Source organism: Sutcliffiella sp. NPDC057660 (genome assembly GCF_042800035.1).
In the GTDB taxonomy this organism is placed as follows: domain Bacteria; phylum Bacillota; class Bacilli; order Bacillales; family Bacillaceae_I; genus Sutcliffiella_A.
The window spans coordinates 41,428-53,944 of the sequence record NZ_JBHVHV010000013.1 but is presented as its reverse complement, the minus strand read 5'-3'; the positions used below and the strand labels follow the sequence as shown (position 1 = coordinate 53,944).

The 12,517-nt window shown below is 47.5% G+C and carries 9 protein-coding genes; 3 read left to right on the top strand and 6 right to left on the bottom strand.

Translation table 11 applies throughout. The annotated features are described in order from the left end of the window. Positions 1–146: 146 nt before the first annotated feature. Positions 147–2,306: a (Fe-S)-binding protein gene (locus ACFVAD_RS15915; protein ID WP_386642082.1), complete on the bottom strand. Its 2,160-nt coding sequence runs from the start codon at positions 2,304–2,306 to the stop codon at positions 147–149. 270 nt (positions 2,307–2,576) lie between these two features. Here ACFVAD_RS15915 and cls point away from each other — a divergent pair, with 270 nt between their 5' ends. Together cls and uvsE are read left to right on the top strand one after the other, a co-directional pair. Then, complete coding sequence (gene cls / locus ACFVAD_RS15910; RefSeq protein WP_386642079.1) at positions 2,577–3,779, top strand: cardiolipin synthase; 1,203 nt, start codon at positions 2,577–2,579, stop codon at positions 3,777–3,779. Positions 3,780–3,992: 213 nt separating this feature from the next. Beyond that, complete coding sequence (uvsE, locus tag ACFVAD_RS15905) at positions 3,993–4,946, top strand: UV DNA damage repair endonuclease UvsE (RefSeq protein ID WP_386642076.1); 954 nt, start codon at positions 3,993–3,995, stop codon at positions 4,944–4,946. A 399-nt stretch (positions 4,947–5,345) separates the two neighbouring features. Here the strand turns inward: uvsE and ACFVAD_RS15900 are convergent, their stop codons facing one another. The 5 genes from ACFVAD_RS15900 to speE all read right to left on the bottom strand — a co-directional run bounded on the left by ACFVAD_RS15900 (position 5,346) and on the right by speE (position 9,802). Beyond that, entirely contained in the window at positions 5,346–5,525 is a 180-nt protein-coding gene (locus tag ACFVAD_RS15900; protein ID WP_386642074.1) for a XapX domain-containing protein, read from the bottom strand. 112 nt (positions 5,526–5,637) lie between these two features. Further along, positions 5,638–7,308, bottom strand: a complete 1,671-nt coding sequence (gene argS, locus ACFVAD_RS15895) for an arginine--tRNA ligase (RefSeq protein ID WP_386642072.1) — start codon at positions 7,306–7,308, stop codon at positions 5,638–5,640. Then, positions 7,305–7,760, bottom strand: coding sequence for a YwiB family protein (locus tag ACFVAD_RS15890; protein ID WP_386642070.1), 456 nt, complete (start codon positions 7,758–7,760; stop codon positions 7,305–7,307). The genes argS and ACFVAD_RS15890 overlap by 4 nt, the downstream gene beginning before the upstream one ends. A gap of 211 nt (positions 7,761–7,971) precedes the next feature. Further along, positions 7,972–8,844 (bottom strand): agmatinase, encoded by an 873-nt coding sequence (gene speB, locus ACFVAD_RS15885; RefSeq protein ID WP_386642381.1) that lies wholly within the window; start codon positions 8,842–8,844, stop codon positions 7,972–7,974. A 130-nt stretch (positions 8,845–8,974) separates the two neighbouring features. Beyond that, positions 8,975–9,802, bottom strand: coding sequence for a spermidine synthase (speE, locus tag ACFVAD_RS15880; RefSeq protein ID WP_386642067.1), 828 nt, complete (start codon positions 9,800–9,802; stop codon positions 8,975–8,977). A gap of 453 nt (positions 9,803–10,255) precedes the next feature. Between speE and ACFVAD_RS15875 the strand changes: the two genes are divergently transcribed. Next, a complete protein-coding gene (locus ACFVAD_RS15875; RefSeq protein WP_386642064.1) occupies positions 10,256–12,325 on the top strand; it encodes a transglycosylase domain-containing protein in 2,070 nt (689 codons plus the stop codon). Positions 12,326–12,517: the final 192 nt, after the last annotated feature.

The following is a 12,517-nucleotide window of genomic DNA, read 5'->3' as shown; positions in this document are numbered from 1 at the left end:
ATCCACTTTTTCTTTTATAGCTAGAAATTTTGACAACGCTTTCAAAATAGCGACTGAACGCTCGCTCAGTTCCGTTAAAAGGGTATGGTGTACGCAATTGAAATATCGCGTACACCCAATTATTTTCTATGAAGCTAGTAATCTGGTTATGCCACAGGTTCTTTTATATCGCCGAAAATGGATTTTTCCAGCAGCTCGGCAACGTCATAGGTGCTTACCTTTTCTTCGACTTCCTTCGCTTTCGTGCCGTCGGATAGCATCGTCAGGCAGTACGGACAGCCGGAGCTGATGACGCTTGGTGCCACTTCGAGTGCCTGTTCGGTACGGGCGACGTTGACGCGCGTTCCTGTGTCCTCTTCCATCCACATGAGTCCTCCACCTGCTCCACAGCACATGCCCGTTTCGCGGTTGCGCTTCATCTCGACAAGCGTCACACCAGGGATGCTCTTCAGGATTTCACGAGGCGGCTCGTAGACTTCGTTGTATCTTCCCAGGTAACAGGAATCGTGGAAGGTGATGGTTTCGTTTACCGCGTGCTGCGGCTTCAAACGCCCTTCTTTTACAAGCTGAGCCAATAGCTCTGTATGATGATAAACCTCTGCCTCAAGTCCGAAATCCGGATACTCGTTTTTGAAAATGTTGTAGGCATGAGGGTCGATCGTAACAATTTTCTTCACTTCATTTTTCTCGAACTCGGCGATATTGCCTGTCGCAAGCTCCTGGAACAGGAATTCGTTACCAAGGCGGCGCGGCGTATCTCCGGAGTTTTTCTCTTTATTTCCGAGAATCGCGAATTTCACGCCTGCCTCGTTAAGCAACTTTGCAAACGAAATTGCGATTTTCTGGGAACGGTTGTCGAAGGACCCCATGGAGCCGACCCAGAATAGGAATTCGAACTCTTCGCCCGCTTTTTTCACTTCTTTTACTGTAGGAATATTCACTTCCGGTGCCGCTTCACGCCAGTTTTCACGTTCTTTGCGGTTCAAGCCCCATGGATTTCCCTGGCGCTCGATGTTCGTCATCGCACGCTGTGCATCGGCATCCATTTTACCTTCTGTAAGAACCAGGTAACGGCGAAGGTCGATGATTTTATCGACATGCTCATTCATAACCGGACATTGGTCCTCACAGTTACGACAGGTCGTACATGCCCAGATTTCCTCTTCTGTGATGACATCGCCAATCAAGGAAGGGCTGTACTCGATCGTTGCCGCACTTTCCTCAGCACCTTTTCCGGCAGAAGCCAAAGCCAGCTGATTGCCTTGCGTATTGTTGAACGCGAACGTCGGAACCCAAGGGGATTTGGACGTAATCGCCGCTCCTTTGTCTGTCAGGTGATCACGGATTTTTAAAATAAGATCCATCGGAGAAAGCATTTTCCCCGTTCCGGTTGCCGGACACATATTCGTACAGCGTCCACATTCCACACAGGCATACATATCGATCAACTGGTATTGGGTGAAGTCCTCTACCTTCCCGACCCCGAAGGATTCCTGTGTTTCATCTTCAAAATCGATTTTCTCAAGCTTTCCTGGGTTCGTGGTGCGGTGGAAAAACACGTTCGCAGGCCCTGCAATCAAATGTGCATGCTTGGACTGCGGTACATAAACAAGGAATGCAAGCAGGAATAATAAGTGAATCCACCAGCCGACATAGAACAGGGCGATGGAAGCTGTCGTATTGATCCAGCCGAACAGGAATGCCACACCGGATGCAACAGGCTCACTCCAGGTCAGGCCGTGATCATGCCAGATAAGTCCCATTCCGTTGGAGAAAAGTACGGAAACCATCAATCCCCCGATAAAGATAAGGACAAGACCAGATTTAAAGCCGCGCTTCAAGCGGACAAGCTTTTCCACATAACGGCGATGGAACGCCCATACGACTGCAACCAGGATCATCAAGGTTACAAGCTCCTGGAAAAACGTAAACGCCGGATAAAGCGGTCCCAGCGGCAGGTGCGATCCTGGGAACAGTCCTTTGATGATCAGGTCGATCGCGCCAAGCTGAACCATCAGGAACCCGTAGAAGAACATGACGTGGATGATTCCACTCTTCTTATCCTTCAAAAGCTTCTTCTGGCCAAAAACATTGACCCAGACCTTATCCAATCTTTCTTTTACCTTGTTATCAAACTCGACCTTCTTGCCAAGTTTGATGAATTGTATTCTTGTTCTGATCAAATAAACAAATAGCGATACTGCGTAAGCGGTTACAATTATCGTTAAAATCCAATTGGCTATTAACAAACCGTTCCCCACATCTCTCCACTCCTTTCGTATGTCCCTTTTTGATGTCGGCTGCATTCGCGAAAATTATTGTTTGTTTTATGCGAAGAGCCTCAATGTTTGGAAAGAATCTAATTTTCAGAACTTTATTTTATCTCTATTCTATTTGTGAATGAGCATTCAGTCAACACATTTGATGAAAATTTTGCTTACACTTATCCTGCGGTGGGTATGGATTGAAGACGGCTTTAGGAACTTGGGCCTAACCTGAGCATAAGGACCTGTAAAAAGGATAAGTCAGGGCCGTTCGGTAGAAACTAGAAACAGTCGGATGACGGAGGGGTAAACATGACTATCGCATTATATATCGGTTTAGCAATTATTCTTATCCTTGTTTGGATTGTCATTGATTTTCAGCTGGGACGCAAGATGCATCTAAAGAAAGTAACAAAGCTCGAGTTCCCGAAAAGAAGGAGCGACTTCCACCTCTATTCCGACGGCAACAAGCTGTATGAGGACCTTTTTGCGGAAATGAAGGATGCCACCCATCACATCCATTCCCTCTTTTACCTCGTTAATGGGGACCATGTCAGTGAGGAGTTTTTCACAATACTGAAACAAAAGGCCCAGGAAGGAGTCGAGGTACGCCTTCTTCTCGATTACCTCGGTTCCCATAAGGTAAAAAAGAAACAGGTCGAGGAGCTCCGCTCGTATGGCATCGAGGTTGAGTTCTGCCGCAAGCCGTCCTTTCCTTTCATTTTCTTCAGCATCAATCAGCGCAATCACCGGAAAATCACGGTTGTTGACGGGAATATCGGCTATGTCGGCGGTTTTAACATCGGCAAGGAGTATCTTGGACAGGATCCGGAGTTCGGGGTCTGGCGCGATTACCACCTGAAGCTTAAAGGCGAAGGGGTGCAGGATCTGCAATCGCAGTTTTTCGAGAACTGGGAGGATTGCACGTCAAAGCCCCGATCAGAAACAGCTGCCTACTATCCTCCCTTGGAAACGGGAAAAAGCTTGCATCAATTCGTTCCGACAAACGGCGGCTATCTGAAGGAAACATTCATCGGACTGCTGCAGAAGGCACAGCGGTCCGTGATCATCTGCACGCCTTATTTCATCCCGGATGAGCAGCTTTTTGACGAGCTGATGAAGGCGCTCGGGCGCGGTGTAAAGGTAACGATCCTTCTGCCCGACAAAGCGGACCACGCGCTTGTCCGAGATGCTGCTTTCCTTTACTTCCCATCCCTTTTGGAGGCTGGTGCAGAGGTTTACCGCTTCTATATAGGCTTTTATCATGCTAAGGTGATGGTCATCGACGAGGAAATGTGCGATATCGGCACAGCCAATTTTGACAAACGCAGTCTCTTTTTAAATAATGAAATCAACTGCCTGATTTACGATCCGGAGTTTGTAAAAGCGACGATCCACGAGATTCAGAAGGACATTCATAATTCCGAGAAGCTGACGCTTGAATACATCCGGGAGCGGTCCTTCCTGGATAAAGGGCGTGAACAGCTAGCAAAGCTAGTCTCACCATTGCTGTAAAAAGATGCTGTTTTCGCATACATTGTTACTTATGACGTAATCAACGTAAACACTTGAAATTACTTGCATTCGTGCTCTTTTCCCGTGTAATTGATTTATTCCCTTTTGAATATTTCAGGGATAAATGCTGTAAAAAATCCAAATGCCGATTTTTTACGGACTTAAGCAATAAACTTTAGTGAAAAGAGCTAAAAAAGAAAGGAGGTATTCCCATTGCGAATACGTTTTGGCTTTGTTTCACAATCATGGAACCTTTGGGACGCCTCACCTGGCAAGACTTTGACCTATACAAGATACAAGCAGATGTCGCCTGAGGACGGCCGTGCCAAGCTGCTGGAGGTGACTCGCCAAAACCTGGCGAGTACACTTCGCACCATTCATCTCTGCATCGCGAACGAGATCAAGGTGTTCCGCTTCTCCTCCTCCATCGTGCCACTTGCGACGCATCCTGAGGTTAAATGGGATTTCGTTTCGGAGTTCGGAGCCGAGTTCAAGGAAATCGGCGATCTGGTGAAGCGGTATGGGATGCGCACAAGCTTCCATCCGAACCAGTTCACGCTTTTCACAAGCGATAAGGCCCATATTACCGAGAATGCAGTAGTGGATATGGTGTACCATTATGAAATGCTTGAGGCAATGGGGCTTGCGGACAGTGGAACGATCAATATTCATGTCGGAGGGGCTTACGGGAATAAGGAGGCTGCCTTGGAGCGCTTTTATGAGAATATCAAGCAGCTCCCTCCTGAGGTTTTCAAGCGGATGACGCTGGAAAATGACGATAAGACCTATACAACGGAGGAAACACTCTTGCTGTGCGAGAAGCTCGGCATACCGCTTGCTTTCGACTATCACCATGAATATGCGAACCCGAGCGCTGTATCCTGGGAGGAGCTTCTGCCAAGGGTGTATGAAACATGGCGCGGGATTGGCATTATCCCGAAAATCCATATCTCCTCCCCCATTTCGGAAAAGAAGCTGCGCCATCATGCTGACTATGTGGATCTGCAGTTCTTAGCGGAGTTTCTGAAAGTGGTTGTCGGACTTGGTCAGGATGTCGACTTCATGATCGAGGCCAAGCGCAAGGACGAAGCGGCCCTGCAGCTCGTTGAGGTTGTGGCGGCGATTCGTGGGGTGAAGCGGATTGGCGGGGCGACGGTGGAGTGGTAGATCGCAAGGATTTTGAATAGACATCTCCCTTTTTGGAAGTAAACTTCTGGATTGGGAGATGTTTTTTTGTTTTTCAGGGTGATTTTCTATGAAAATTTAACTCTGTAGAAAAAATCAACTCTAATTCCCTTTGCTAGAAACCGTATTCTATCCACTTTGTGCACTATTCTATCCAGAATTGGGACCATTCTATCCAAAACACTCCTTTTTCTATCCGGATTCACCAATTATCTATCCACTTACTATCATTTTCTATCCACTTTACATTTTATTACAAAAACGACCTCCCCCCTTTCGCTAAGTTGATAACGCGAAAGGAATTAACCTACTTCTAATAGCAAAAGGGTCTGGCCCCATTTGGATGGTTTACCCAAATGGGGCCAGACCCCTGTTGTTATGTCAACTGCCTGTGCTCTGGAACATTGGTGCGATCCAGGAGAACAGTTTGTAGCCAAGGTAGATGCCGACGATTCCGATGATGCCGGAGAATACTGGTGGTGCAGGGATGGGCAGGCGGAATAGGGCGAATACGAATCCGACGACCATGCCGGTGATGAGTGCTAAGATGCTTTCTTTCATAGTTGAAAAACTCCTTTTGTGTTCAGTTATTTATTTCTCTATTTTTCACCAAAAAAAGGTTCACTACTCATATTGGTAGTGAGCCTTCTCCTTGTAATATCTAGAATAAGAATTACATTTTTTCTGGAGCGGATACTCCGATCAGGTTGAGTGCGTCTTTCAGCGTAATTTGAACAGCTTTCATCAGGCCGAGACGCGCTTTGGATTTTCCCATATTTTCCGGATCCAATACCTTTTCTGCGTTGTAGAAGCTGTGCAGGGCGGAGGAAAGCTCGAAAATATAGTTGGTGATACGGTGCGGAATGCGTTTTTGTGCCGCCTCTGCCACAGCTTGCGGGTAGTCACCCAGCTTTTTCAAGAGGTCGATTTCTTTTTCGGAATTGATATGCTCCAGCGCGAAAGTACCGTTCAGGTCCAATCCAAGCTCTTCCCCTTGGCGAAGCATGCTGCAGATGCGAGCATGTGCGTACTGGGCGTAGAATACCGGGTTTTCATTGGACTGGGAAACTGCCAGGTCCATATCGAAATCAAGATGCGTGTCCCCGCTGCGCATAGCGAAGAAATAACGAACCGCATCAAGGCCCACTTCCTCCATCAGATCACGCATCGTTACCGCTTTTCCTGTACGCTTGCTCATCTTCATTTTTTCCCCGTTTTGGAAAAGGTGAACCAGCTGGATGATTTCCACTTCCAAGGCGTCCTTCCCATAGCCAAGCGCTTCAATTGCCGCTTTCATACGAGGGATATAGCCATGGTGGTCGGCACCCCAGATGTTAATCAGCTTATCATGGCCGCGCTTCAGCTTGTCCTGGTGATATGCGATATCCGGTGTCAGGTATGTGTAAGATCCGTCGTTTTTAATTAAAACACGGTTCTTGTCATCGCCAAATTCCATGGATTTGAACCAGGTCGCGCCGTCCTCTTCATAGATATGGCCTTTTTCACGCAGGATCGTCAATGCTTCATCGATTTTGCCGTTATTGTAAAGGGAAGTCTCTGAGTACCAGACATCGAAGCGTACACGGAACTCCTCGAGATCCTGCTGTAATTTTTTCATTTCATATTTCAAGCCGTATTCTCGGAAAAAGCTGCGGCGATCCTCTTCCGATTCATGAGCAAAGCGGTCACCAAACTCATCCGCAATCGCCTGTCCGATGCCTATGATATCTTTACCGTGGTAGCCGTCCTCCGGCATTGCCACATCTTGTCCCAGTGCCTGGAAGTAACGTGCCTCTACGGACAACGCAAGATTGTTGATCTGGTTTCCAGCGTCGTTGATGTAATATTCTCTTGTTACTTCATAGCCAGCCTTGTCCAGGACGTTGCACAGGGAATCCCCTACTGCCGCTCCACGGGCGTGACCCAAGTGCAGGTCCCCAGTCGGATTCGCCGATACGAACTCCACATTGATTTTTTCGCCATTGCCGACTGTCGATTTCCCGTAATCGGAATCTTGCTCCAGAATCGTTGGAATCAGATCCGTCAAATAGGAATTGTTCATGTAAAAGTTGATGAATCCAGGTCCTGCTATATCGATTTTTTCGATGGAAGCTTTGGATTGATCAAAATTTTTCACAAGCTCTTCCGCGATCATACGGGGTGCCTTTTTCGCCACGCGCGCAAGCTGCATCGCCATGTTTGTGGAATAGTCGCCATTCGCTTTATCCTTCGGCGTCTCGAGCACTACATCCGGGATCTGCTCCTCTGTCGCCAAGCCTGCCTTGACCACGGCATCTTTTATCTCATTTTTTAAACGTTCCTGGACCTGTTCTACTATATTCATGCTAATTGTTCCTCCTCGTAATGAATGGTGATGAAATATTGACCTGTCTCCTGCCCTTGCACCTTCAGCTGATACTGCAGTTGTATGGACCCCCGATTTCTCACTGGATCCTGCATCCTTACAACCTTCTCTGTATCTGTCTCCAAATGGAACATACCAAATTCACTGTCGTACAGTCCGGCTGTCAGTTCACCTGCACGAAAGGTCTGCTTCATTTTCACACCGTTGCCTGAACGGCTCACCCAGACCTCTTGATCTGATAATTTATAAATCACATCCAGCTTTTTCCCGTTCCCTTGATCCTCGGAAAAAACGATGTATTCAGTTTCACCTTTAAGGTAGTATTGACCATTTGTCTCATACGCCATAACCTGCCGTTCTTCATCTTGAAGAATTTCCGACTTGAACTTCACCCGGATCGGCATTTTAGCACTGTTTTGATTGTCCAGCAATCCAGACACATCCTTTATGATTAACGCTTCTCGCGGCGCTTTTTACTTTTCTATAACCTTCATAGTATAAAACAAGTTGTAGAGCAAGTTCAATAGCGGGGTGTCCGGTTTGGGGAGAATATGAGGTTCTGGGACCTGAAGCCTTCTCTAATTCAAAAACTACAAAAGCCCCACCCACCAACCAACCGGTCAGCGGACAGGGCAACAAAAATTATTTCACCCAGCCAAGGATCATTTCACGAATGAGCTTGCTTGCTGTGTTTGCAGTTTGTTCGGATGGATCATAGATTGGTGCCACTTCCACCAGGTCTGCACCGACCACGTTCACTTTCGAGCGTGCGATTTCGTGGATGGAAGCCAATAGTTCACGGGATGTGATGCCTCCGCAATCGACTGTTCCAGTCCCGGGTGCGTGCGCCGGGTCGAGAACATCGATGTCGATTGTTACATATACCGGACGTCCAGCCAATGTTGGAAGGATTTCTTTCAGAGGCTCAAGCACTTCAAATTTCGAGATGTGCATGCCCACTTCTTTCGCCCATTTGAATTCCTCTTTCATACCAGAGCGGATACCGAATGAGTAGACATTCTTAGGTCCGATCAGGTTTGCTGCCTTCTTGATCGGCGTCGAGTGTGAAAGCGGCTCCCCTTCGTAGTCGTCACGAAGGTCCGTGTGCGCATCCATGTGGATGATGGCAAGATCCGGATATTTCTTGTACATCGCTTTGATGACAGGCCAGGAAACAAGGTGCTCCCCACCCATTCCAAGCGGAAACTTGTCACTCGCTAAAAGGGAGTCGATATACTCCTCGATCATTTCGATGCTTTTTTGCGGGTTACCGAATGGCAATGGGATATCGCCTGCATCAAAGTATTTCACTTCTTCCAGTTCACGATCCAGGTATGGGCTATACTCCTCAAGCCCGATGGACACCTCGCGGATGCGGGATGGGCCAAAACGGGATCCCGGGCGGTAGCTTACCGTCCAGTCCATCGGCATACCATAGATCACAGCCTGGCTATCTTCAAAAGTTGGGTGACTCTTAATAAACACATTACCTGAATAAGCTTCATCAAAACGCATCATACATTTCCTCCTTTGAAGAAGGGGCCTGACCCTTAGCGTTTTAAGCTGCTTAAGGGTCAGGTCCCTCTTTAATTCTCTATAACATCGACGCATCACCGCGGAGCGGGTCAGGCCCCTCTTCACTGCGTTACTTAATTAAATCACCAACGAACTTCGGCAGGGCGAATGCTGCTTTGTGAAGTGCTTTTGTGTAGTATTTTGTTTCCATGTCGTGGAAGCGTTCTTCTTTTACTTCCAGTGGGTCGTGCTTTTTGGATCCGATTGTGAATGTCCACATTCCGCTTGGGTATGTAGGGATGTTGGCGATGTAGAGGCGGGTGATCGGGAAGATCTCGCTTACGTCGCGTTGTACGTTTGTGATCAGTTCAGGCGTGAACCATGGGTTGTCCGTTTGTGCCACGAATACACCGTCTTCTTTTAATGCTTTGGAGATCCCAGCGTAGAAGCCTTTTGTGAATAGGTTGACTGCAGGTCCAACTGGCTCTGTGGAGTCTACCATGATTACGTCATATTCGTTTTCGCTTTCGGCGATGTGCATGAAGCCGTCGCCGACTTTCACTTCTACACGTGCATCGTCAAGCATGCCAGCGATTTCAGGCAGGTACTGCTTGGAGTACTCGATTACTTTTCCGTCGATTTCCACTAAAGTAGCTTTTTTCACGCTTGGGTGCTTCAGCACTTCGCGGATTACCCCACCGTCTCCGCCGCCTACTACTAATACGTTCTCAGGGTTTGGATGTGTGAAAAGAGGTACGTGTGCCACCATTTCGTGGTAGACGAACTCGTCCTTTTGCGTAGTCATAACCATGCCATCAAGGATAAGCATGTTTCCGAATTCCTCAGTTTCTACCATATCTAGCTTTTGGAACTCCGTTTGCTCTGTATGTAAAGTGCGTTTGATCTTCGCTGTGATTCCGAAGTTTTTTGTTTGATATTCTGTGTACCATAATTCCATTTGTACAACATTCCCTTCCGTTTTTTAATCTGTCCAAAATCCTCGTGCTATATCAAATAAACTCGCTTATATCGTTCCCTAACCAAAAAAAAGCAAACATCATTTATAGCTGATTTCGTACAATTCGCTGCTTTTACGTATATTAGGAAGCCCTCGAACCAAGCGCATCATCGTGCTCTTTTCCTGTAGATCAAGTCTTTCCTATCAATTTTGAATGCGGATAAGCTGTAAAAAATCCTAAAGCCGATTTTTTACTGATTTGCCTCATCAAGATTGGTTATGAAAAGAGCTTAAATTAAATTAATACAACAAGAAAAAAGTATAGATGAATCTAGCAAAAATTCAAGTTAAAATTTATTTTTTTTTGAAAATGTTTAAAACGGGGGAAAGGTTTTCATACTGAGTAGTAATGATGCAGGACTAGGCGACTCACAGAAAGGGGGATTTTCTGAAATGGAATTGATGACAGATGACCGTTTGCAGCGGGTCTTGAAGTATGTTCGTGCTTTTATTTTTATTTTTTCTATCCTAGCAATCTCGTTGATGATTTTAATAGGCGGAGTCTTCATTTATGCGAAGTCCAAGGGTGCGCCGCCGCTTTCGGTGACACAGTCTTCGATTTTCTATAGCAAGGACGGCTCGATTATTGGGGAGGCCCATAGCGGAGAGAAGCGTTATTGGGTGGCGCTTGAAGATATTTCCCCTCATCTGATTGACGCCACGGTTGCGGTGGAGGATCGCCGTTTTTTCAGCCATCACGGCTTTGATCCGAAGCGGATTGCCGGTGCGCTACTTGCCGACATCAAGGCTATGGCAAAGGTCCAGGGTGCGAGTACGATCTCCCAGCAGTACGCCCGAAATCTTTTTCTCGAGCATGAGAAGACATGGAAACGCAAATTGAATGAGGCCCTCTATACGATTCGGATTGAGGCCAATTATTCAAAGGAAGAGATACTCGAGGGCTATTTGAATACGATCTATTACGGTCATGGTGCGTACGGTGTCGAGTCCGCTTCCTATTATTATTTTGGCAAGCCGGCAGCAAGTCTGAACTTGGCGGAAGCCAGCATGCTTGCAGGGATTCCGAAGGGTCCGGGGGTGTATTCCCCTTTTACCGATAGTGAACGAGCTTTGGCTAGACAGAAGAGGGTGGTAGATTCGATGGTGGAAAATGGGGACATTACACGCGCCGAGGCCGAGGCAGTGCTCACGGAGCCGCTTGTCTATGGAGAACGCGAGCATTTGCCGAAGGAATTTATGGCTCCCTATTTTCAGGATGCGGTCCGGTCGGTGATCCGTCATGATTTGAAGCTGGAAAAGGAACTGGAAAACGGCGGGCTTCATATTTATACGACGCTTGATCCAAAGATGCAGGAAATTGCGGAGGAGCAGATTGCCGCCACATTCGAGCCGAGCTCCACGATGCAGGTTGGCTTTGTGGCGATGGATCCGAAGTCAGGAAAGGTGCTGGCACTTGTCGGCGGACGCAATTATGAGGAGAGCCCATATAACCGGGTGACCCAGGCGGAAAGGCAGCCAGGTTCTACGTTTAAGCCGCTTCTCTATTATCGTGCACTGGAAAAAGGCTTTACCCCATCGACCGGGTTCCGCAGCGAGCAGACGACGTTCCAGGTTGATGAGGGACGCTCAACGTATACGCCGCATAATTTCAACCATTATTATGCCAACGACACGCTAACGATGATGCAGGCCCTGCCGCTGTCGGATAATGTGTATGCGGTGAAGACCCATCTGCTCCTGGGTAAAACCGAGCTCGTCAAGCAGGCGAAAAAGATGGGCATTGAATCTGACGTGAAGGCAGTCCCCTCGCTTGCACTAGGTACATCACCTGTCCGGGTGCTTGATATGGCGAATGCCTACAGCACGTTTGCGAATGGCGGGAAAGAGGTTGAGCCTGTCTTTATTGAAAAAGTGGTCAACTACAAGGGTGAGGTTCTTTATGAACGCGATACGAAGGCAAAGCAGGTTTTGGATAAGGATGTAACGTTCGTGCTGAACCATCTGATGACAGGCATGTTCGATACGGCCTTGAACGGCTATATGGCAGTGACGGGGAACGCAATCAAGGATAAGCTGACTCGCCCTTACGCAGGAAAATCCGGCTCAACCGAAACGGACAGCTGGATGATCGGCTATACGCCTCAGCTCGTGAGTGCCGTCTGGACGGGCTATGACAAAGACCAGAACATTACGCTTTGGACGGAAAAGCGTTATGCCAAGGAAATCTGGGCAGGATTTATGGAAAATGCACTGAAAAACAAATCCGTCGTGGCATTCCAGCCGACCGATAATGTCGTAGGCGTGAAGGTCAATCCGCAGAGTGGACTGTTGGCATCCGAGGACTGTCCGGTGTCGCGGATGACGTATTATGTAAAAGGATCCGAACCGACGGAGTATTGCACAAAGCAAGCAGAAGGCACCGAGCAGGAACAGGCACCGCCTGACACGACGGCTCCTGAGAAAAAGGAGAAATGGTGGAAGAAGCTTGTGCCATGGATGTAGATGTCTAAAAAGATAAAACCCCCGAGATGCCTCTCGGGGGTTTTAGGTGTCCTAGCTTTCCATGTGCTCTATACACATGTAGACTTAGTTTACTTTTTTTACAGTAATAACTCAAGTGGGTATAGCCGAACGTTCAAAAAAATGTCACAACTTTATTTTTCATATGGTGTTGACATTTCATTTTAGAGGATG

Excerpts from the sequence above, each read along its gene's own strand:
- ACFVAD_RS15875 (WP_386642064.1), top strand. The coding sequence starts at position 10,256 with ATGGAATTGATGACAGATGACCGTTTGCAGCGGGTCTTGAAGTATGTT.
- ACFVAD_RS15915 (WP_386642082.1), bottom strand. The coding sequence starts at position 2,306 with ATGCAGCCGACATCAAAAAGGGACATACGAAAGGAGTGGAGAGATGTG.
- argS (WP_386642072.1), bottom strand. The coding sequence starts at position 7,308 with ATGAATATAGTAGAACAGGTCCAGGAACGTTTAAAAAATGAGATAAAA.
- ACFVAD_RS15900 (WP_386642074.1), bottom strand. The coding sequence starts at position 5,525 with ATGAAAGAAAGCATCTTAGCACTCATCACCGGCATGGTCGTCGGATTC.
- cls (WP_386642079.1), top strand. The coding sequence starts at position 2,577 with ATGACTATCGCATTATATATCGGTTTAGCAATTATTCTTATCCTTGTT.
- speE (WP_386642067.1), bottom strand. The coding sequence starts at position 9,802 with ATGGAATTATGGTACACAGAATATCAAACAAAAAACTTCGGAATCACA.
- speB (WP_386642381.1), bottom strand. The coding sequence starts at position 8,844 with ATGCGTTTTGATGAAGCTTATTCAGGTAATGTGTTTATTAAGAGTCAC.